Annotated in this window: 21 protein-coding genes, 2 tRNA genes and 2 pseudogenes; 7 read left to right on the top strand and 18 right to left on the bottom strand. The window is 42.3% G+C overall.

What is annotated here, in order from left to right:
* Positions 1 to 1,019: 1,019 nt before the first annotated feature.
* From C6H00_RS04500 to C6H00_RS04490, 3 genes and pseudogenes are all read left to right on the top strand, one after another.
* Positions 1,020 to 1,310, top strand: a pseudogene (locus tag C6H00_RS04500) (hypothetical protein); the annotation flags it as partial.
* 41 nt (positions 1,311 to 1,351) lie between these two features.
* On the top strand, positions 1,352 to 2,266 hold the full coding sequence (gene dcm, locus C6H00_RS04495; RefSeq protein ID WP_104749837.1) for a DNA (cytosine-5-)-methyltransferase: 915 nt from the start codon (positions 1,352 to 1,354) through the stop codon (positions 2,264 to 2,266).
* Complete coding sequence (locus tag C6H00_RS04490) at positions 2,250 to 2,606, top strand: hypothetical protein (protein WP_104749836.1); 357 nt, start codon at positions 2,250 to 2,252, stop codon at positions 2,604 to 2,606. Before dcm ends, C6H00_RS04490 begins: the two co-directional genes overlap by 17 nt.
* Positions 2,607 to 2,660: 54 nt before the next feature.
* On the opposite strand, the pseudogene C6H00_RS04485 reads toward C6H00_RS04490, so the two are convergent.
* Together C6H00_RS04485 and tnpA are read right to left on the bottom strand one after the other, a co-directional pair.
* Positions 2,661 to 3,684, bottom strand: a pseudogene (locus C6H00_RS04485) (RNA-guided endonuclease InsQ/TnpB family protein).
* Positions 3,638 to 4,117, bottom strand: a complete 480-nt coding sequence (gene tnpA / locus C6H00_RS04480) for an IS200/IS605 family transposase (RefSeq protein ID WP_104749835.1) — start codon at positions 4,115 to 4,117, stop codon at positions 3,638 to 3,640. The pseudogene C6H00_RS04485 and the gene tnpA overlap by 47 nt, the downstream one beginning before the upstream one ends.
* A gap of 582 nt (positions 4,118 to 4,699) precedes the next feature.
* On the opposite strand from tnpA, the gene C6H00_RS08780 reads away from it, so the two are divergent.
* The 3 genes from C6H00_RS08780 (at position 4,700) to C6H00_RS04470 (ending at position 5,023) form a co-directional block, all read left to right on the top strand.
* Positions 4,700 to 4,849 (top strand): hypothetical protein, encoded by a 150-nt coding sequence (locus C6H00_RS08780; protein ID WP_233704414.1) that lies wholly within the window; start codon positions 4,700 to 4,702, stop codon positions 4,847 to 4,849.
* Positions 4,850 to 4,926, top strand: a tRNA-Ile gene (locus C6H00_RS04475).
* A 20-nt stretch (positions 4,927 to 4,946) separates the two neighbouring features.
* Positions 4,947 to 5,023, top strand: a tRNA-Ala gene (locus C6H00_RS04470).
* 1,000 nt (positions 5,024 to 6,023) lie between these two features.
* Here the strand turns inward: C6H00_RS04470 and C6H00_RS09130 are convergent.
* The gene (locus C6H00_RS09130) at positions 6,024 to 7,364 is read right to left on the bottom strand and encodes a methyl-accepting chemotaxis protein (protein WP_104749833.1); all 1,341 of its coding nucleotides are present in this window, start codon (positions 7,362 to 7,364) and stop codon (positions 6,024 to 6,026) included.
* Between the two features lie 193 nt (positions 7,365 to 7,557).
* Between C6H00_RS09130 and C6H00_RS04455 the strand changes: the two genes are divergently transcribed.
* Complete coding sequence (locus tag C6H00_RS04455) at positions 7,558 to 8,691, top strand: YbfB/YjiJ family MFS transporter (RefSeq protein ID WP_199769187.1); 1,134 nt, start codon at positions 7,558 to 7,560, stop codon at positions 8,689 to 8,691.
* A gap of 8 nt (positions 8,692 to 8,699) precedes the next feature.
* On the opposite strand, the gene C6H00_RS04450 is transcribed toward C6H00_RS04455, so the two are convergent.
* From C6H00_RS04450 to C6H00_RS04385, 15 genes are all read right to left on the bottom strand, one after another.
* Complete coding sequence (locus C6H00_RS04450) at positions 8,700 to 8,996, bottom strand: DUF5666 domain-containing protein (RefSeq protein ID WP_104749831.1); 297 nt, start codon at positions 8,994 to 8,996, stop codon at positions 8,700 to 8,702.
* 57 nt (positions 8,997 to 9,053) lie between these two features.
* A complete protein-coding gene (locus tag C6H00_RS09070; protein WP_324728486.1) occupies positions 9,054 to 9,275 on the bottom strand; it encodes a hypothetical protein in 222 nt (73 codons plus the stop codon).
* Positions 9,235 to 10,809 (bottom strand): methyl-accepting chemotaxis protein, encoded by a 1,575-nt coding sequence (locus C6H00_RS04445; protein WP_324728484.1) that lies wholly within the window; start codon positions 10,807 to 10,809, stop codon positions 9,235 to 9,237. The genes C6H00_RS09070 and C6H00_RS04445 overlap by 41 nt, the downstream gene beginning before the upstream one ends.
* Positions 10,810 to 10,818: 9 nt before the next feature.
* Entirely contained in the window at positions 10,819 to 13,395 is a 2,577-nt protein-coding gene (locus C6H00_RS04440; protein WP_104749830.1) for an ATP-dependent Clp protease ATP-binding subunit, read from the bottom strand.
* Between the two features lie 99 nt (positions 13,396 to 13,494).
* Positions 13,495 to 14,265 (bottom strand): 4-hydroxy-tetrahydrodipicolinate reductase, encoded by a 771-nt coding sequence (dapB, locus tag C6H00_RS04435; protein WP_104749829.1) that lies wholly within the window; start codon positions 14,263 to 14,265, stop codon positions 13,495 to 13,497.
* Complete coding sequence (trxB, locus tag C6H00_RS04430; protein ID WP_104749828.1) at positions 14,265 to 15,203, bottom strand: thioredoxin-disulfide reductase; 939 nt, start codon at positions 15,201 to 15,203, stop codon at positions 14,265 to 14,267. Before trxB ends, dapB begins: the two co-directional genes overlap by 1 nt.
* Positions 15,200 to 15,517, bottom strand: a complete 318-nt coding sequence (gene trxA, locus C6H00_RS04425) for a thioredoxin (RefSeq protein WP_104749827.1) — start codon at positions 15,515 to 15,517, stop codon at positions 15,200 to 15,202. The genes trxB and trxA overlap by 4 nt, the downstream gene beginning before the upstream one ends.
* A gap of 60 nt (positions 15,518 to 15,577) precedes the next feature.
* Entirely contained in the window at positions 15,578 to 15,928 is a 351-nt protein-coding gene (locus C6H00_RS04420; RefSeq protein ID WP_104749826.1) for a YraN family protein, read from the bottom strand.
* Positions 15,918 to 17,090, bottom strand: a complete 1,173-nt coding sequence (locus C6H00_RS04415; RefSeq protein WP_104749825.1) for a homoserine dehydrogenase — start codon at positions 17,088 to 17,090, stop codon at positions 15,918 to 15,920. Before C6H00_RS04415 ends, C6H00_RS04420 begins: the two co-directional genes overlap by 11 nt.
* A gap of 20 nt (positions 17,091 to 17,110) precedes the next feature.
* Positions 17,111 to 17,608, bottom strand: a complete 498-nt coding sequence (locus C6H00_RS04410) for an FKBP-type peptidyl-prolyl cis-trans isomerase (protein ID WP_104749824.1) — start codon at positions 17,606 to 17,608, stop codon at positions 17,111 to 17,113.
* 2 nt (positions 17,609 to 17,610) lie between these two features.
* Positions 17,611 to 18,576: a tetratricopeptide repeat protein gene (locus C6H00_RS04405; RefSeq protein ID WP_104749823.1), complete on the bottom strand. Its 966-nt coding sequence runs from the start codon at positions 18,574 to 18,576 to the stop codon at positions 17,611 to 17,613.
* Entirely contained in the window at positions 18,576 to 19,217 is a 642-nt protein-coding gene (locus tag C6H00_RS04400; protein WP_104749822.1) for an OmpA family protein, read from the bottom strand. Before C6H00_RS04400 ends, C6H00_RS04405 begins: the two co-directional genes overlap by 1 nt.
* 67 nt (positions 19,218 to 19,284) lie before the next feature.
* Positions 19,285 to 20,529 carry a Tol-Pal system protein TolB gene (gene tolB, locus C6H00_RS04395; RefSeq protein WP_104749871.1) on the bottom strand — a complete coding sequence of 415 codons (1,245 nt, stop codon included), beginning with the start codon at positions 20,527 to 20,529 and terminating at the stop codon, positions 19,285 to 19,287.
* Entirely contained in the window at positions 20,529 to 21,239 is a 711-nt protein-coding gene (locus tag C6H00_RS04390) for a TonB C-terminal domain-containing protein (RefSeq protein WP_104749821.1), read from the bottom strand. Before C6H00_RS04390 ends, tolB begins: the two co-directional genes overlap by 1 nt.
* Positions 21,239 to 21,640, bottom strand: coding sequence for an ExbD/TolR family protein (locus tag C6H00_RS04385; RefSeq protein ID WP_104749820.1), 402 nt, complete (start codon positions 21,638 to 21,640; stop codon positions 21,239 to 21,241). The genes C6H00_RS04390 and C6H00_RS04385 overlap by 1 nt, the downstream gene beginning before the upstream one ends.

The raw sequence follows: 21,640 nt of genomic DNA, 5'->3' as shown, positions 1-21,640 counted from the left end.
TAAGCCAAGTCTAGCTTAAGAGTTGCTCAACGGCTCCATACAAAAGGCTAGAAACAGGGTGGGTAAATACCAAGCCATCAGCACTCCCCAAGCTAATTTGGAATCGTTTTTTGTCTATGCTAGAAATCTATCAGTCCTTAGTGGCGTTGCAACAACAGAATGTGCATTTTTAGATGATTGGAAACATTTACACCTCCAAAAGTTCAAACTCAAAAACGAGATGTTCATGTAACTCGCCTTCAAAGTTAATATACTCCGGAACGTAGGCAAGCAAACTTTGACAGTGCCACAATCTAGATTCTAGATACCGAGGGATTTTTGACTATAAATTGCATTATCAGCCTTTTTTAAAATTTTATTAAAATAGACAAAAGTCTAGCCTTAAAGGCTAAATGAAAAAGCACAATCAGTAGCAGAGGTTTACTCTCATTTTACTTTGCAGATGTGATAAGGTCTACGGATTCTGCGTAGTGAAAAGGTCAGGAAATGGACAAAAATACCCACTTTATAAGTAACTAAAAAACCTAAGAGATGGTTTGGTTACTTTGATAATTTTAGAGTTACAAAATGTAGAAAATCCTCGAAAAATTATTTATCCAAAAGTAGAAGTTTTGAAAGAAATTGTCGTCATTATCTCAGAAAATGAGGTATTTGGGATAAGGGTGATGAGATGGAGGCCTTAATACTTCAGTAGAGGCGATTAAATCCTTAAAGTATTCCACAAATCTTATTGTGACTAGAGAGATTTGCGCTTAAGATCATCTACCTCGATCTTAAACAGGGTTTGCAAAATGCATCAAAAATGTATTGAGAGTCTAGAAAATGTTTTAACAACATAGGTAGAGTGGATAGACCAAAAAAACAAAGCGCAAGACACAGCACCTATTACAAAATTCCCCAAATCTATAGGTTGCACTCATAATTTAGAAAAAACTTACAAGAATGGATTAGAGAAATCACAGAAACAAAGATGCACGTCTTAGTTCCCATGGGCAATGCCTCCGCAACAAGCCTTCCCAAACGATTCTATCTTTTGTTACACCCCTAGCCGCAAAGTCTCCAAAGTGGAGAAAATTAAGGCCCTGCGCCCCTTTTACAATACGGGTTTTTTGCTCTTTTCCCACGCCTGCCAAAACCTCAAACAGCTTAAAAAAGAACTTTTTAGCTTCAATCCGGACAGGCCCTATAAACAAGATGATTGTATTGACGCTTTAGCCTCATGCATCAACCACCCCGAGGCCAAACCCCCCTACACACAGCCCCAAACCCCCACCTACAGAGGCACGCATAAAAGGACATGGAGGATTTGAGGGCTTTTGCTTTTCTTTAAAGATTTTGTTAAAATGCGCCCATGCGTTTTATTGATCTGTTCGCTGGAATTGGAGGTATTAGACTAGCTTTTGAGCAGGCTGGAGCTCATTGTGTGTTTTCTTCTGAGATTGATCCGCATGCTAGGGAAACTTACAAGGCTAACTTTAAAGACACCCCCGCGGGGGACATTACCCAAATAAGTGCCCACAACATCCCCCCCTTTGATATTCTGTGTGCGGGTTTTCCCTGCCAAGCTTTTAGCATTATGGGGGCTCAAGGGGGCTTAGACGACCCACGCGGTGCGCTCTTTTTTGAGATTGTGCGCGTGCTCAAAGCCCACAAACCCCGCGCCTTTTTGCTAGAGAATGTCAAACAATTAGCCACCCACCGCCAAGGGCGCACACTAGGGGTGATTTTGCAAAGTTTGCAAGATTTAGGCTACTGCGTGCGTTACAAGGTCTTAAACGCCCTAGACTTTGGTATCCCCCAAAAGCGCGAACGGCTAATTTTAATCGGCTTTTTAGACCCGCACCTAGCCCAAGCTTTTAGTTTTGATTTTGCTAAAATCCCCTATAGTTTGCACTCTATCTTAGAGCTAAGCCCCCCTAACTCTGCCCTAGCCTCCGCATATATCCGCGCTAAGAGATTAGCCAGCGTGCAAAATAAGAAAATTTTTAGCCCCTCGATTTGGCATGAAAACAAGAGCGGGAATATCAGCATTTTAGATCACGCCTGCGCGCTTAGGGCAAACGCCTCGCATAATTACCAGCTAGTTGATGGTATGCGCCACTTCACCCCTAGGGAGCTTTTAAATTTAATGGGTTTTCCTAAAGACTTTAAAATCGTGGTCAGCCCTAGCCACCTGCGCGCCCAGTGTGGTAACTCTGTGTGTGTGCCCTTAATTAGCGCACTAGCTAGGCGTTTAGTGGGTTTGCTCAATGCCAAATGCGCCTAAACTCAGAGATGCCCGCCCCAAAAGGGAGCTAAACACCTTTTCTAAAAGCTTCATTGTAGAATTAGGCGCGCATTTGATCTATTGGATCGCGCTCAAAAGAGAGATTAGCGGAGATGATTTTGTGCGCGCTTTAGGAGGGGCTTTTAAGAGCGATATACGCCTCTCCCCTTTGGGTTTGCTGGATTTAGAGCATGGAGGCATTGGCTATAGCGCGAAAACTATCAAAGCTAAAGCCCCCTTTAAGCTGGAAATGGCACGCCTGATTATTGGGCGCGCTAGCCCTTTGTATTCCTACCAAATGCCAAGAAAATTTAGACCAAACTGGCCAGGCTTTGATTAACATCTTTGACATACTCCCCGCGCTCAAAGCTAGGGGATTCTGGTATCAACAAGGCTAGCCCGCTGGGCGGGTCTTAGCCTCTACTCCAAGAGTGGATGCCCCCACTCTATGAATATTCATGCTTGCGTTCAAATCTCTATCCAAAGAAAAACCACAAGAGTGGCAAGAAAAAACCCTATCTTTTAGGCTCAAATCTTTTTTAACTGCTCCACAGCTAGAGCAGGTCTTAGAGCTGGGATAAAAGCGGTCAATCTTAACCACTTGGGTTTTTTGCGCCAAAATCGCCACAAATTCGCTAAAGGCTAAATCACTGACTTTACGCCCCCAAAGTTTAACCATACCCTTTAGGTTTAAATCCTCTATGAAAATACGGCTATATTGTTGGGCTAGATTATTGGCGAGTTTGTGGAAAAAGTCTTTTCTAAGATGAGCCACTTTGCGGTGCAATCTAGCAAGCCTTAGCCTAGCCTTTAAGCGGTTATGGCTTCCCTTTTTCTTTTTAGATAGAGAGCGAGAGCAAGCACAGATTAAAGGCAAGAATTTAGAGAAAAATAAAGGCGATGCTATTTGTGTGCCATTAGAGGCGGTGAGAAAAGTTTTTAAGCCAAAATCCAGCCCCACGCTGTTACCGCATGCGGGCTCGCTCGCAAACGGCTTCAAGCATTCTGCTTTCGCCGGCTCGTCCTCTTTTTCACACACCAAGCACAAGAAATAATCCTTGGATTTTATAACCTGTCTTCCCCTTAAATGTGAAAGATTGGTAGTTAACCACCTTTTTAAATCTAGGAGGTCTGCCCTGCTTTTTAAAAAACTTCTTATAAGCCTTGTCTATCCTCTCTACTAACTCCTGCAAAGTTTGAGAGCCTAGGGTTTTTAAAAAGGCAAAGCGTGTTGTTTTCTTTAGTTTGGTGATGTGTCTTTGCAGAGTATAGAGCTTTAAGTGTTTCTTGTAGAGTCTATAATACCGCTTATGCAAAGCAATACAATGGTTATAACAAATGCCATAAAGGCGCAGAAGTTTGCCGATGTGCTTATTTTTGCTTGAATTGTAGAGTTTCTGCTTGTAGGCGATTAACATAGTCTTTCCACTTGTTTTTCTGCTTGGGTCTTTCAGAGTTTTGCTGGTTGGCGATGTATTGCTTGATTACCTCCAAAGGTGCACCCCCTACAGAAGAAATAAAACAAGAGTTGGTCCATAGTGTAGGCAATCTAGTTCTTAAATGCGCAAACTCTTGTCTTAAAAGCCGACTACTTCTACCCTTAGCTGTTCTAATAAACTTCATCACTCCAAAGCTTGGATCAACTTCTGCCAAAATGTGGATATGATCCTTATCTGTTTCCATTTCTAAAATCTCCACTTCTAGCTCTTGTGCCACTTCCAAAATGATTTGTTTGAGCCTTACCTCTACCTGATCTACAAGGACTTTTCGTCTATATTTGGGACACCACACAATATGGTATTTGCAAGAATAGACAATATTGTTGTTGCTCTTGTATTTGATGGTTTGCATGCAATGTATTATACAAATACAATATTAACTAATACTTTAAAGTGGATATTTTATTATGCTCTAAAGAGCATGCGCCTTATGGCGCGAGTGGGTAAGTTGCAAAAGCCTTTAGCTTTTGCCTTACTTTAGTTTAGTTCTACTTGGTTGTTTTGTAAGATAACATGCCATGATTTGGTGAAAGCACGCGTTAAATGGGTTTGCTGAGCTTTAAACGGCCATGATTGTTTGAAAGCAGAGCGCAAAAGGAGCTAGAGGCTGCGCCTCTAGCCTTAATTTAGTTTAGCTCTCTTGGTTTGAAGGGGCTCTACTTTAGCACCACGCAACGCGTGTCTGTAAGATAATCGTTAGGGTTTTTCTGTAAGATAACCCCTATCGTTAACCCTTGTTTATTTGGGCTAGAAACTCTATAATGCCCTCGCCTTGATAAATGCTCTTTGTGTGTTGGCTACCCAGCCAACGCCTTAAGGTTTTCCCTTGAAAGACCTCAATCAATTAAGCTTAGAATTTAGACAAGATTATCAAGCCGCCTAAAACTCTATTTTAGAGTTTAAACAAGCTCGAGCCTACTACCATGGTAACCAGTTGCCCGCTGATGTGTTAAATATCATCTTAGAGCGCGGGCAAACCCATTTACTACATCAAGTTATATTTAAGGAAAATCTTGCTACAATCCGCCCTTTACAACGCATTCTTTGGATGAGTTGTCTGTTTTTTGAATTACCTGTAGGTTAAGGGCTTATAGCTCAGGTGGTTAGAGCGCACCCCTGATAAGGGTGAGGTCAGAGGTTCGAGTCCTCTTAAGCCCACCATCTTATTTAACTCTCTTTTGGGGGGATTAGCTCAGTTTGGGAGAGCGCCTGCTTTGCACGCAGGAGGTCAGCGGTTCGAGCCCGCTATCCTCCACCATTAACATTATTCGCTTCTTAGTATTTCATATCTTCTTGACTGGTTTTTTTCTAAGAAAAATTGGGGAGTAAAAAGCGCACTGTATCTCTAATCGCTATAGTATAGGGCATGAACACCACAAGATGCGTCCTTACTTTGTTATCTATGAAGAGAAGAATTTTATGTTGGCTTTTCCAGAAACGACACGACCTAAACGAAAAAAAGGCTACTCCTCTCATAAAAATCCTCTCATTAATGGAAGCAAGATTATACTCGATCAGCTGCAACTATTTAGTAAAGAACAAATTCAGAGCATCTTAACCTATGGGTTCGTTAGCTTTCCAGTTAGGCGATCTTAAATACTGCACAAACTTAGAGGAGAAAAACAAATGACTGAGAAATTTTTGTAATACGCTATCTTGCAACATAAACCTTGTACACAGACATCTAAAGTGGTATTTGCAGATATGATTGAGATGACGCACAAACATCCGCTATTGCGTGGCTATAAAACCTTTATCGTGTTATCCAATGCTACTTTTCACAAGTCTGGCATGTGCCTTATCGTCCCCCATGAACACCAACCCTTGTTGCAGTTTCTACATTGTATTGATTTCACAAGTCACAAACTAAAGGCACAATGCAATCTAGCCTCCACACTCAAAGTTGATAATCTATGCCAATCCATCAAAGATTTATGGGAGCATCAAAAAATCTAAAAACCGCCCCAAAAAGTTAACTACGACTAGGAATAATAATGACAAGTCCTATAAATCAGAGAATAGTAGAGTTTAGCTAATTCTATCTTGAGTGCATGTCCAAAGTAATATGTAAATTTAAGGATTCAACTTGGTAAGCCCGCTTAATTTAGACTGCATCTATTCCAAGTGTATAGGTGTGTTTACTAGATGAATGTCGCTTGACAAAGGAGTGACAAAGTCACACCACCATAGAAGGGAGTTATCCTTTGAGCAAGATATGAATGATGGTAGCAATGATCGCACATGCTACAAAACCAGCATTACGGGTGTCCTGAGTTTAAGAGCGTTCCAATTTCATTAGTGGCTTCGCTGGTTTTGCTGGCTAATTTGCTCACTTCATCAGCCACCACCGCAAAACCGCGTCCATGTTCGCCTGCACGCGCAGCTTCTATAGCAGCGTTCAAGGCAAGTAAATTGGTCTGCTTGGCGATACCATCAATCTTACTAATGATACCCGCAATGTTGTCTAAATTTTGTTTAGTTTGACGATTAAATTCCTCTTCTTTGGCTAAAAACTCTTCTTGTTTTTTCTGTGCATCTATGTCGGTGAGCACACCCACAATGCGCTTTGTAATAATATTATTGCTCTTGTTTTTAAGCGCGGTTGCTTGGAATTTGTAGATATGCACTTCTTGTGTACCAGAGGCTCTAAGCGCAATCTCTAACTCTAGAGGCTTAATGGATTGATCCTGTTTGAGCTCTTGAGTGAGCTTTTCTAACACACCTAAGAAATGTGGTTTACTCTCTGGAGTTACGCACTCTAGCAATGCTTGTATGGATGCCTGATTGGCGCGCACAATATTGTGGTGCAGGCGTGGGGAAAACCAGCACAGATTGCGCGAAGAAAAGATATCCTCTTCTATCAAGCGCAAATCAAAAATACGATCGGAGATGAGCGAGAGTGCTAGATTGAAGCGTTCTACAATATTATCTAGCTCCATTTTATGGCGCACCTCATTATCAATATCTTCACAAGAGCCTGCCATAAAAATAGGATTACCCTGCGCATCACGGGTGATATTGCCATGTGCGTGGTAATAGCGATACTCCCCAGCCTTGTTTTTGAGGCGATAGGTGGGAGAATAGGGTGTTTTACCACTTTTGTCATGGATGGCAGCATTGCGCACTTTAAGCACATTTTCAACATCATCAGGATGGATGCGATCTGCCCATGAAGATAGGACACTGGGAAATTCTTGTTCGTTCTGAAAACCTAGCATTTGGCGGAAGCGTTTTGAGCAAAGAAAAGGCGTGTTGCCATCTACCTGACCATTAGCAGGGTAGGGCATATACCATTGACCGCTCAGACTCGTATCCACCATACTTTGACTGATAAAATGTTGCTCTTCTAGCTCTTTGTGGGCTTTTCGCAGAGCTTGTATTTCTTGGGTTAGGCTGGCTTGGATTTCTAGTTGCCGATCCATAACTTGTGTAAATTGCACAAGAGCGTGCACCAAGTGGCTGGCTTGATTACAAGGAAAATCTTTTAAGGCTTCAAGTTTAGTACGAGTTGTGTTTAGTGTTTTGGATTCTTCCCATTTGATTTGAGACATAATAGTGATGAGATTATCTAAAAATCGTTTATAGGGGGTAGCAAACATTGGGTGGATTACCTTTAAAAATGATTCAAATGGCCTAGATGATACCAAAAACTAGCCTATTTATCAAAAACCTTTATGCAGAGATTTTAAAGTACATGTTTAACCCAAAGCGTATTGCAAATTGCGCATAAAAGGCATGGATCGTTTTTTATTCAGGGGTATAATAGAGAGTTTTAGGAGGTTAAAAATGTTCTTGCGCGTTTTTGCATGTTTTTTAGCCACTTTTATTGCTAATGGCTTGGCACGCTTTGGCTATGTCGTGCTCATCCCATTTTTGATTCTCTCAGGACAACTCAATGAGCACCAAAGCATTCAGCTAGGTATCGCAGTGATGGTGGGTTATATTTTTGGAAGCGTTGTGCTTAGCGTCTTGCAAAAATACTTATCTTTGGAAAACATTACTAAATTAAGCTTCTTGGTGATCGCGCTTAGTTTTTTTGCTTGTTACTTTGATAATTTGCCCTTTGCATGGGCTTGGATTTGGCGTTTTCTAGCTGGCATTGCTTCAGCACTGCTGGTAGTGCTTTCTGCACCTCTTTGTCTTCCTTTTGTGCGGGAACGATCACGCCCTTTGGTCAACGGCTTGGTTTTTAGTGGGATTGGTGTTGGTGTGGTTTTTTCTGGGTTTGTTTTGCCCCACTTCGCCCATGCTATCCGCAATGCTTGGCTTTTTTTGGGCGCGGTAAGCCTACTCGCATTTTTGATCTCTTGCTTGGCTTTCAAAAAGCGCCGTCTTGTCATGCCTGAGCAAAAATCTTCCAGCTTCAAAATACCTTTTTTCTTTGCTATCTTGCTTCTATCTGTCGTGCTTAATGCTATTGGTTATTTACCACACACTCTTTTTTGGGTAGATTATTTAGTGCGCTCTTTGCATTTTAGCAAAGAGAGTGCGGGGGCTTCTTGGGCATTCTTTGGTTTTGGGGCTACAATTGGAACTATCTTTAGCGCGTCTTTAGCACAAAGAATGGGGCTTAAAAATGCTTCCATCGTTGTTTTAGTCCTCAAGTCATTTTCTTGTTTGATTGTCATTGTTTCAACCAACCTCTACTGGCTCAACCTTTCCATTTTTTTAATGGGTCTTGGCACAACCGGGAATATGGTACTCACCAGCAATATGGCCTTACACATCATGGGACAAAAGCACTTTGTGCGAGCCTCCAGCATGATCGTCTTAAGTTTTGCGATCTTTCAGGCTCTCTTTTCTCTCATTTTTACTTGGTCTCTAGGTCAAGTGAGTTTGAATGCTATGTTTGAATTTTGCGGAATCTGTCTTGTGATAAGTTTTTTAATTCTTCTCCCCCTTCCTAAAACACTCTTTAGGTCTTAAACCTCTGCCTAATATGCCCGGTGCTTCATGCACTTGATTTCGATTTCCTCAGCAACCGGTGTGTCGCGGTTGTGGATCAAATCTACTTTCACTAAATCCCCCTTTTTAAGGTCTGCAAAACGCTTAGCACTATCCCAACCCATACCACAGGAATCTTGTTCAATTTTTGTGTAGGGCATAACACCAACAACCATGCCCCCAATGGAAATAGTTTTATTAGCGTAGTTAATATCCTCAATGATGCCTTTAAAATCAGAAGCATGAAGCGCGCCAAGAGCACACAGACTTAATATTACTTTTCTCACCGATAACCTTTCTCATAATAATTATAAAAATGAGTATACATAGCAAAAGTAAATAAGTTAAAATTTCTTACCATGTGCCTCATCTAAAATATTTTGGGCGATCCGCTGTACATTTTCGCTAATTGATGATGAGGTGGTGGCGATCTTGGCATTGTGCGCCATTGTCTCTTCCAAAGCACTCATAGCCGTGCTGATCTCTGCAATGCTTTGAGTTTGAATCTCGATAGCACCAGCAACTTCATTGATACTCTGGCGTGAGTGCTTGCGTGTTGCCCTCAATTTCGCCTAAAGATTTTTGGGTGCGCTCCGCAAGTTTGCGTACTTCATCAGCCACCACCGCAAACCCGCGTCCATGTTCACCAGCACGGGCGGCTTCTATGGCGGCATTGAGTGCTAAAAGATTGATTTGATCGGCAATTTCAGCAATGATCACGACAATATTTTTAATCCCTTCAGATTGTTCGATAATGTCCTTGCTTTTAGTGTTTGCATCTTGCATAGACTCGTTGATGCGATCGATGGCGTTAGCGGTTTTTTCCAAAGAAGTGGTTTGTTGTTTAGAAGCATCTTGGAGAGCATGGGTGGCTTCATTGAGGGTATTTGTTTCTTGATAAAGGGCATTGGCAATGTTTAGGGAATGCTTCAGAGAGTTTACAATACTACTTTGGAGCGTATTGATATTATTAGCGAGGTTTAAAAACCTACCTTGCAAATTGCTAGTGTCTATCAAAACCCTAAAATCATTCTGCGAATAGGTTTGGATAGCGTTGGAAATATTTTGAAAGATTGTGTTAAGAAAACTCAAAAAAGCATTGAGGTTGCTCCCCAAGTGTTGGAGTTCAGGATTAGTTGCTGCCGATCGAATATCTTGAGTAAAATCTCCGGTACGCGCGCCATTGAGTACCATGAGAGCCTCTTTAGAAAAATGGCGGTCAGCTTGCAAATAAGTAGAAGCCTCTTGCATATTTTGATTAAGAGCTTGAGCCATCTCTCCTAATTCATCTTTAGATCGCAATGCAATGACTTTGGGCGCATTTTGATTTTTATAGTTGATGAAGGCAAAAAAATCTTTAAGACCGCTGTTGAGCGCACTAATGTTGCCTGTAATTCTGCGATAAAAGAGGTAATAAAGAGGCACAACTACCAGTGCAAAAAAGATAATAACAACGAAGACGCTCAGATAAAATTTACGCATTAGACTATTTTCAAGTGTTTGGGTGATAGTTTGGGTGCGTTGGGCTATATTATCCATGTAGAGCCCAACACCAATCCACCAATGATTTGTGCCTTCAATCTTTTGAGCATAAGAGACCTTATTGGTGAGACGCGTTTGTCCATTGGGCAAAGGTTTTGGGGAAACATAATAAACTAAACCTCCCCCTTTCATAGCCGCCTTGTACAGATCTTGAATATAGTGAACGCCGTTGATGTCGGTGGTATTTCTGAGGTCTTTGCCTATTTTATATGAGGAATTGCCAGTATAAATAGGTTTATACTCATCCCACACGAAAAAATACCCCGACCGATCCTCTTCAAAACGAAATCCGTGCAATGCTGCAGCGATGAGTTTTTTCTTTTCTTCTTCAGAACCTCGACTCTCTTTGAGAGATTGGGCAATGGTGTGCGCTAGCACATCTGTAGATAACTGGATTTTTTCGGCTAAAAGCTTTTGCAAATCCTCGTTGACAAGTTTATTCATCTGTTTTACAGAAGCCCTATTATTCTGCGCAAAAAGAAGCAAAATTGCTATCACCGCAATAGTTGTTAATACCCACAAAGCCACAACCTGCTTGCCCAAGGAAAAAGAACGCATAGCCACCCCTTAAGAGATAATATTTGCCACTACGCTATCTCCTTGAAGATCGAAGATCACGCGCCCCTCTTCTAGTGTGCCTTCTAAAATGAGAGTGGCTAATTGATCTTCTACAAGTTCGGCTAAGGCACGCTTGAGCGGTCTAGCTCCATAGATGGGATCAAAGCCAACTTTTGCGATATATTCTTGAGCTTGTGGTGTCAGTTCTAAAACAATATTTTTTTCGGCAACTTTTTTTTGAATTTCTGCAAAAAGAAGCCCCACAATTTTAGTAATCTCTGCTTGAGCTAATGGCTCAAAAATCACAATATCATCTAAGCGGTTTAAAAACTCGGGTTTAAAATAGGCGCGCAAACTCTCTTGGACGGCCTTTTTTTGCAAGGTGGGATCGGAGATTTCAATGATTTTTTCACTTCCAATATTGCTTGTTAAAATGATGATGGTGTTTTTAAAATCTACCTTGACCCCTTTGTTATCTGTCAAATGTCCCTCATCTAAAACCTGCAAGAGAAGATTGAAGACATCTGGATGTGCCTTTTCCACTTCATCAAAGAGAATCACGCTATAGGGGCTACGCCGCACCCACTCGCTCAACTGCCCCCCCTCCTCATAACCCACATAACCCGGAGGCGCGCCCACAAGACGGCTTGCCGCATGCTTTTCCATGTATTCGCTCATGTCCAAGCGGATAAGATTTTTTTGACTATCAAAAAGGAATTTGGCCAGCGTCTTGGCACTCTGTGTTTTCCCCACACCTGTAGGACCTAAGAATAAAAAACTCCCAATGGGTCTTGTGCTATCATCTAGCCCTGCCTTGTTGCGCTTGATCGCTTTAGCAATCGCCAAGATGGCGTTTTCTTGACCCACCACACTTTTTCTAAGTTCCTCTTCAATGTGTAAAACCCGCTCTCTTTCCTCTTGGAGCATTTTAGACACGGGGATTTGTGTCCACTGGCTGATCACGCGCGCGATGTGATCCTTAGTAACGGCATGTTGTAAAAGAGAACCATTTTTTTGTAAATCTCCCCATTTGGCTTCTAGGTTTTGAATCTCTTGGGTGAGGTTGGGAATCTCACCATGATCTAGCTTGGCTGCGCGCTCAAAATCTGCCATTGCACGCGCCCTCTCAGATTCTCTTTTAAGTTGTTCTAATTGCGTTTTGGCTTGAGCAATAGATTTAAAAACACCCTTTTCGTTTTCAAACTGCGCCTCTAGGCGTTGAGATTCTTCTTTAACGCTCTCTAATTCCTTTTTGACTTCCTCTAAGCGTTGCTTGTTCTGCGCGCTCTCTTCCATCAAAAGAGCTTGTTCTTCTATGGCGAGATTTTGGATTTGGCGTTTAATGCTAGAGAGCGCGTAGGGTTCCGATTCGATTTGCATCTTCAATTCAGCAGCAGCCTCATCGATGAGATCGATCGCCTTATCGGGCAAAAAGCGTTGGGGGATGTAGCGTTGAGAGAGTTTAGCACTGGCCACTAGCGCGCCATCGGTGATACTCACATTATGGTGTGCCTCTAAACTTTCTTTAAGACCTCTGAGGATTTGTAAAGTTTGATGCACACTAGGCTCATCAATATTGATAGGCTGGAAACGGCGCACAAGCGCGCTATCTTTCTCAAAATATTTGCGGTATTCCTTCAGAGTGGTTGCGCCAATAGTGTGCAACTCGCCCCTAGAAAGCGCGGGTTTTAGAATGTTAGCTGCGTCCATACTCCCCTCACTCGCCCCCGCACCTACAATGGTATGGATTTCATCAATGAAAAGAATCACATTCCCCGAGCGCTTCACTTCCTCAACGACCTTCTTGAGTCGCTCTTCAAACTCGCCCCGATACTTTGCCCCGGCGATGAGCAAGCTTAAATCCAGTGCCACCACTTGTTTATGCTGCAAAGAAAGAGGGACTTCTTTTTTTACAATGCGCTGGGCTAGGCCTTCCACAACCGCCGTTTTGCCTACCCCGGGCTCTCCTAGCAAAATGGGATTATTCTTACTTTTGCGGATGAGAATTTGCATCATGCGCAAGATTTCTTCATCGCGCCCAATCACAGGATCGAGCGCGCCCTCTAGTGCCTTAGCCGTAAGATTGATGCCATATTTTTCTAAAGCTTCAAAATTGGCATCGTCATGGGGTTGGTTGATTTTAACCCCCTTACGCATACTCTCTAGGGTTTTGACAAGCTCAAGCGAGTCCATAAGTCCAGCAAAATTTTCCTTAAAGAGAGTGCTATTAGCGATTAAAAAAGTGTCGACAGCCACATAGCTATCTCCCTGTTGCACACTCAAACCCTGAGCCTTGTGCAGGGCATCTAAAAATTCTTTGCTCAACTGCAAACCCTGCGCGCTCACTTGGGAGCTCTTGGGGAGCTTATCTACCAAACTTTTAGCCTGCAATTCTAAGGCAGATCTATCCACCCCCATTTTCATCAATGCCTGATTTAGGAGAGATTGAGTGTTGCTCAACAATGCCCAAATCAAATGAAGCGGATGCACTTCCTGATTATGAGCATGCAAGGCAAGCGAGAGGGCTTGATCTAAACTTTCTTGAAAAGAATGGGTGAGTTTTTCAAAGATACTAGAGCCGTGCATGGACATCCTTGAACATAGGTGGTAGCGCAATTATATGGAATTTTAGTTAATCGCAAAGGCGCAAAAAAGAAAATTGCCACTAGGGACAAGGGCGATAAACTATCCCTTAGCATAGAGATTTTCGATACTATAAAAACCCGGAGGCTGAGAAACAAGCCACCTTGCCACTTCTAACGCACCCTTTGCAAAGATGCTTCTCTCAGTAACCACATGGGTTAATTCTAAATACTCTCCATCCAAGTAAAAACCAACTACATGTTTTCCAACTACATCACCTCCGCGCACACTGGCAAAACCAATTTCCTTCTCTTGTCGTTGCGCGTCTCTTTTGGGCGCATATATCTCTTGAAACTCTAAATTACGGGCTTGTGCACAGGTTTTACCCAAGGTCAGGGCACTCCCGCTGGGCGCGTCCTTTTTGTAGCGGTGGTGAGTTTCTATAATTTCAATATCTGCCTCCTTAAGATTCTTGGCCACTGAAGCCACAACCTTATTGAGTACAGCCATTCCAAGAGACATGTTAGAGGTGTGCAATACGGGAACATGCTTGGCTAAATTTTGTAATTTATCCCAACTTTGCATATCTAAACCTGTTGTGCCTGAAACTAAAGGCAAAGGGTGTTGGCTTAAAATGTCTAAGAGAGAAGAGAGAGCATTAGAGAGAGAAAAGTCAATTACGAGTTGGCAATGTTGTACAAATTGCTCCAAATTATTGGTAACAAACGCGCTCTCGGGAAGAATCTGGACCAAAGCAGGGGTGAGATTCTTACGAACAAAAACACTGGAGAGATTGAGATCGGCAGTCTTCTTAATCTCTTGGATAAGAAGTCTTCCTACTTTACCACTCGCTCCAAAAACTCCAATATCCATTAGGCGTGTGCATCCAAATAGGCGATAGCTGAAAGGGCTGCTGTCGCACCATCTCCAGCAGCGCAAACAACCTGTTTAGGAGCTTGAGTGCGCACATCTCCAGCAGCAAAGAGACCCTTCAAATTCGTCTTCATAGAGAGGTCCACTAAAACAGAGCCATAGGAATCACAAGCACAAAGCATGCTCCCATCCTCTTGTTTGAGTATCTCATTATTGACCTCATAGCCCACAAAGATAAACAACCCAGGCACGCTCAATTCGCGCATCGCACCTGTCTTTAGATCCTTAATACTTAGAGCACTCACGCCCCCAACATCTCCCTTGATCTCTTCTACCACCGCTGGGGTAATAAATTCAATCTTGGGGTTTTCTTTTGCATGCTCAAGAGTAACAGGTGCAGCGCGGAAACTCTCCCGCCTATGGATCAAGTGTACCTTAGAACACATCTTAGTAAGGTAGATCGCCTCCTCTAAAGCAGTATCTCCGCCTCCTAAAACTGCCACCTCTTTATTTTTGTAAAAAAAACCATCACAAGTAGCACAAGTACTCACGCCTTTGCCCCAAAACTCTGTTTCGCCCTTAATACCTGTCCGTTTAGGTCGCCCACCTGTGCACAAAATGACGGCTTTTGTCTCTAAAGAATTGCCATCTTCTAAGTGGACGCGGTAATATTCACCCTCTACACTTAGACGCACTACCGCGATCATCTCATGTTTGAGACCAAAGCGAAAACACTGCTCCTGCCAAGGTTGCATGAAGTCCAAACCGCTGACAATCTCTTTCACTCCAGGGTAATTCTCAATCTCGCTACTTTGAGTAATCTGCCCTCCGGGCATGCCTTTCTCAAAGAGCACAACGCTTTTAAGCCCGCCTCGTGTCGCGTACAATCCCGCACTCAACCCAGCCGGTCCCCCACCAATGATAGCCAAATCGATCATAGCAACGCGTCGATATTTTTCTTGAGGTCTTGTTTGGAGAGCGCGCCAACGGTCTGGTTTTTTACCTCGCCGTCTTTCATGTAAAGCACGGTGGGAATGCTCCTAATACCAAACTTGGCTGCCAATTCGTCTTGTTCATCTGTATTCACTTTACAAATTTTAGCCTTACCTTTATATTCCCCTGCCAATTCATCAATGATGGGGGAAAGCATTTTGCAAGGTCCACACCAGGGAGCCCAAAAATCTACCACGACAACACCACTACCCGTTATGCTATCAAAATTTTCATGGGTCAATTCAATATAGTCTGCCATATATACTCCTCAAATTTATATTAGGTCAAGATATTACATTTTCAAAGATAAAGTTCACCTTTAACTCAATGCACTTAGATTTTCAATCCATTCGATTGTGTGGTTTTGTAAACTTCCATATATTAGCAAAGCATCTAAGCAATAAGGGTAAGGGACATGTTGGGGGTGTTTCTGAAAATAAATCCCAATGCTTTTAGATAATTTCTCTAATTTAACAGGTGTAATAGTTAAAGCGGGATCACCCATACGGCGTTGCTTAACCTCTATAAAATGTAAAACTCCTTCCTTGAAGGCAATAACATCAATCTCTCCAAAACGACAACAAAAATTGCGCCCTACAATCTCATAGCTCATATTTTTTAGATAAATACAGGCTAAATCTTCGGCCAACAGACCTTTTTTACGACTCATAAATGGGTAATGCACAATCTAGCTGGCGCGCTGAAAAAAGTGCTTGGATTTTCTCTTGAGTGGTGGGTTTGGTGATACAAATCACCCTGTCTTTATCACAATGATAGCTAAGAATACCCAACTCTTGCAGGCAAAAAAGAGAGTTAGAGTTTTGCAAGCGCAGATAATAGGAAGTGGGGAAGTCTACAGGGGTGTAGGAAATGGGGTGAATGGGTGGAGGTGGAGTGGGATTTTTAGCTAGAGCTATTAAATCGCTCACAACTGCACTCGCGCTAGCTAACCCCCCTGCACCAGGACCATAATAAAAAGTTTCACCCACATAATCTCCCTTGATTGCCACTCCATTCATCACCCCATTCACTTGAGCAAGAAAGTGCGCTTGGGGAATGCAAGTAGGGCATACTCTCAAGCTCAAATTGTGATCTTGCCACTGGGCATGAGCGAGCAATTTAATGCGATAGCCCAAAGATTGCGCATGCTCAAGATCAATATTGCTGAGGTTCTCAATGCCTGAAATGAAGTCAACTTTTGGCCTCGTTTGAAAGGCTAAAGTAGACAAAATAACGAGTTTATGCGCGCTATCTTCACCGCTAATATCTAGGGTAGGATCGGCTTCGGCATAGCCTAATTCTTGGGCTTCCTTAAGGGCTTTTTCAAAACTCTGCCCTTGTTCCATTTGACTTAAAATAAAATTACTTGTGCCATTGAGAATGCCTGATAGGCGAAGAATCCCACTACTTGCCAATCCATCTTTAAGTACATTGACAATAGGTAATCCTCCCCCTACACTGGCCTCAAAGCCTATCGCCTTTGTTGCCAAATTTTGCAAAGTTAAATAGTGCACCGCAAGCATAGCTTTATTGGCCGTTACAAAAAGTTTTTGTTTTTTAAGAGCCTGTTGAGCGATCTCAAAAGCTTCTTGCATACCACCAATCAATTCCACTACAATATCGATCTTAGGATCATCTAAAATATCTGTGGCTTGATTGCTAAGGGCAAAATTTACTTTTCGTGGCTTGGATAGATCGCGCACAACCCCCTTACACACTTGCAAACGCACCCCACAACGCCTAGAAATGCTTTCTTGGCTTTTTTGCAGGATATCCACAACGCTCATTCCCACACTGCCAAGCCCAATAATTCCAATATTCAAAGTGCGCATAAAGATAAGCTCAAACTAAACTAATGTTTGCACCCACATCCACCCCCACAACATCCCTGGTTGGCGTGTTTGGATATGGCTATCTCTTGAGGGGAAGCCTCTCTAAAACCCAAAAGCTTCAGACGAAAAAGAAGCTCTTTACCGGCTAAAGGGTGATTATAATCCAACATCACCATCTGGTCGCTAAAATCCTTTACACTCACCTGCACACTTTCTTGATTTTCGCTTTGGCCAAAAAGAGTCATACCTCTTTTAAGCTCAATACCTTCAAATTGATCCCTGGGCACTTCTTGCAGATAATCCGTACGATATACGCCATAAGCGTCCTCAGGAGGAATGTGCAAAACCATCACCTCGCCAATCACAGCCTTTTCAAGTGCTTTTTCTACACCTGCAATCACCTGCCCTGCGCCTATGATAAACTCCAAAGGCTGTTTGCCTAAATTAGAATCGAGTATTTCTTGTGTTTGTGGATCAAGTACCTCGTATTCAATGATAGCGACTTGCTTTGCCTGCATCGTTATCCTTTAGATGAAGATTTGCCCAGCAAAGGGAGGGCTTTTTTACCCTGCTCACTTTCTGGATAAAGATTAGAAAGAGAACGCAAGAACTTCAAATAAGTATTTTGGTCGCCCAAGAATCGAAAAGACCAAGCGGTGTGCCAAAGCAAAATAGGCATGTATTCCGCCTTTTCTTTGACAAGCGCGCTCTTTTTATAAAGAACAATGGCTTCTTTATAGTTTTTTTGCGCATAAGCCGCTTCACCAGCCATATAGTAGCTATAGGCAACCCTAAAGCCATTATCTCCTAACCATACTAAACGGGTTTGAGCTTGCTTAAAATGCTTTTGACGATATAAACTCAGGGCTTCTCGAAAGATTTTGGGTTTCCTAGATAGGTCCTTTTTAAAATCTAAATCTTCTGATTTTTCTTGAGGAGCTTCTTGGGTTTTTTCAAGCATCTTAGCTTGGAGACGCGCAAGGTCTTTAAGTTTTTCGGCGTTACTGTTGGCTTGTGCTTGGATAACGCCTTGAATCTCCTCTAACTTGGTTGCAAAATCGGTGTTCATTTTTGTAAGAACAGCATTCATGTCATTGATTTTTTGATCGAGTTGGGCGATAGCACTTTTATTAACATCTATTTGAGTTTTAAGAGCTTCGATCAAGCTGCCTTGTTGCTTGAGCAAATTCTCCTGCATGTCCTGAGTGGCTTTAATGGCCTTGAGAGTGCTATCATGTGTTGCAAGGACATCTGCAAGTTGCCTGATCTTATTCCCTTGACCTTCAAAAAGACTTCTAAGCCCTTCTTGATTTTGGGCTAAACTACTTGCCTGACCTTTAAGAGTGGCAAGCACATTACTCAGATTTTTATTGCTTGACTTAAGAGTGCTGAGTTCCTCTTTGGTTGCGCCACTTTGCAGGTCAAAAGCCGAAGGCTCGGCCTCTAGCCACAAAACTCCACATATAACTAAAGCCAAAAAACGCATTATTGCACGACTTTAATGTCAACCCTTCTATTTTTTTGATAGCATTCTCTAGTTTTTTCTAAGCAGATAGGCTTGCTTTCTCCAAAGCTTACCGTGCGGATACTATCTTGTGCGATGCCTTTAACCACTAGGGCTTCTTTGACACTTAATGCTCTTTTATTCCCCAAAGCAAAATTATATTCACCTGTGCCAAATTCATCGGTATTGCCCTCTAAAAGTACTTTCATTTTGGAATCTTGAATCTTTTGTGCCCCCTGATCGACTGCATCTTGCATATCGGGACGCACATTATATTTATCAAAATCAAAATAGACTTGCCCTACTATCTCCCCATTTTTAAATTGCTCGGCCTGTGGCTCTTGAGAAGGAGCTGCTTCTGGCGTGTTAGTAGCATTTTTTTGGGCATTCTGTGCATCTGAGGTGGGGGTTGTATCCGATTGCCCTTCTTTGGTTTGAGATTTTGGTGGGGTATTCTCTTGGACTCCTTCTGGATGTAGAGTCGCATTATTCACCGGTTGCTCTTGTGGATTCTCTGCACTTTGGCCTTTGGGGGATTGGGGGGCTGGTTTAGCACCCTTTGAACCACAACCCGTTGCCACCAACAAAGCCACTAAAGCCCCTGCTGCCAACCACTTATTCATAACTCTCCTTATCTAATTGCTGGGGTAAACCTTGATTTTACCCTAAATTTTATTAATATTATGACAATCACCAATCAAAAGACTGAATCTGTACGCCCTCTAAAGGAAAAAGGTAGCTTTGATTATAGTCAAGCAAGATTACGCCTAAAGCACTTTGCTGAGAAGCTTTTTTAAGATACATAACTACTTTGCCATCTTGAGAAAAACGAGGCATCTGATTAATACCACTAGCCGTAAGACGGCGTACATAATCGCTCTTCAAAGTGATAAAATGTAGATTAAAACTAATTTGGCCATTTTCATCGCGATTTTCACGGCTCACATAAACAATGTTGTTCCCTGAAGCAGCCACCGAGTCGTTATTTTTAGAGTAAAAAACTACTTGTTCGATAGGTGCATCTGGTTGGAGCTTTTTAAAATAAACATTGGGATAACCTGCTCTATCTGAAACAAACACCATTCCTTTTTCATGAGCAACAAAATTACCTAAAACATCAATTCCTTGATACTTTGTGAGACGAATACTATTCTTTTTAATCGTGTCGTAGAGATAAATATCACTTTGACCATTAGGGGCCAGTGTCAAAAGAAGTTTATGGCCATTGCGACTTACGCTAGACACAGCGGCCATACCTTCACTTTCTGCAATGACCTCACTTGTTCCATCGCGCAGGTTGTATTTGATAATAGTGGGGTGGTGTAGGTACTGAGTGTAATAGAACGCGTTTTGATCGGTATTAGCCCATTTGGGAAAAACATTGAGCATGCCATTATCTATAATGTCTTGCCTGTATGTGAGAGTATAATCGGCGACAGAAATTTTGGTTACCCCGGGTTTTATATATTTGGCAAAAACGACAAAGCGAGCCATCCAGGCAATCGAGGGGGCTTTGAGAGCGTCATTAATGTCAATGGCTACACGATGCGCAATGAAGGGATAAAGGGGTTTTTTGTTAAAGGTATAGTCTTTTATACCCAAGACGCTTTGATGGGCTACATCATAAAAACGCACATTCACCTGTCCTAATTTATCCACACGCAAACTCACCAATAGGGTAGCTTGCTTGGCTTGCAATGCAGCATAGTCAATTTGTTCTGTCTGTGCGCCCAAATCAATCGTCTTAACATGGTTGCTGATTTTAAGATCAGCAAGCAACATGGTATAAATTTTAGCTAGGTAGGGTTCTTGAGAGGCCTTTAGGTAACGCACGGCCACACTGGGGAGTTTTTCAATATTTTTAATAATGTCTAAAGTGGCATCCGCACCCCATAAAATCTGCCAACCCAATACGAAGAACCATAAAAAACGCATCATTGATCCCTTGTTGTGAAATTTACCGCTAATGTAATAGAGCCCTTAGGATAGGGAGTGAATTTTTGCCCTTGCAACGCACTTAAAAGATTCTCGATTTCTTGATTGTATTGAGGAAAGGGAGAATAGTTGATTAGGGCATAGCTAAACTGCCCAGTTGCAGAAATCGTGATAAGAGCACGCACAGAGGCAGGTTGCTTAAACCCTAATTTCCAATGCCCATACAAAATTGCATAGAGATTTTGAAACCAAGCTTGATACTCCTGCGTCGCCTTTTTCTCTTCTTTGGGGACTTGCAGATCGATGTTTTTATGTTGCAGGGTTTGTAACTTTTCTTTCATGGCACTCAAGCTACTTTGTATATCCTTGAAAGCTTGTTGGTGCTGGCTAAATTCCATCGTCTTTAGCAAGTTTTGGACTTCTTGCATATCCCGTCTTTGCTGGACATTGGTAGATTTTTGTGGCTTGCTAGGCTCTGCAACAGAAGAAAAAATATCGCTGATACCCGGATCTTTAAAGGGAATAGGTGCTGGGGATGTAGGGATAGATTTTGGCATGGGAGGGGAGTTGGCAATAAAATCTACATCGATGCTTTCTTCAGGCATCACGGCGATGTCATAGTTTTGTTTACTGAGCAGTAAACCCAAAAGTACGGCATAGCAGGCGCAGGCTAATGCTCCTGCTCCAATTCCAAGTGCCTTATTTTCCATCACGCACTGGTAATAAGAGAAACCTTAGAAAAGCCTGCCTCCCTAATGGTTTTAAGCAAAAAGATGATGCTCTCATAGGGCAAGCGTTTGTCTGCACGAATATAGACTGCAGTATTCTTGGCATAAGTGCGAACCAAAAGAGGGAAGGCCGTACGGAAACTCTCATAGTCATAATGGCGATCGAGAATATAGATTTTATGGTTAATGTCCATCCGGATCTCTAGAACTTTCTCCTTAGAAACACGAGTATTTTTAGAACCTTTTGGAAGACTAATTTTCTCTTGATAGGTAATGGTAGGGGTAGCGACCATCAAAATCGCCAGCAAAACGAGCATAATATCTACAAGAGGGGTGATATTGAGTTCAGGCTTGTCGGTGTCCCAATACTCCACCTCATGCAT

Origin of the sequence: Helicobacter cynogastricus, from assembly GCF_900197855.1 — a bacterium.
Lineage (GTDB): Bacteria > Campylobacterota > Campylobacteria > Campylobacterales > Helicobacteraceae > Helicobacter > Helicobacter cynogastricus.
The sequence above is the reverse complement of the archived record's forward strand: the minus strand, read 5'-3'. Positions and strand labels throughout refer to the sequence as shown.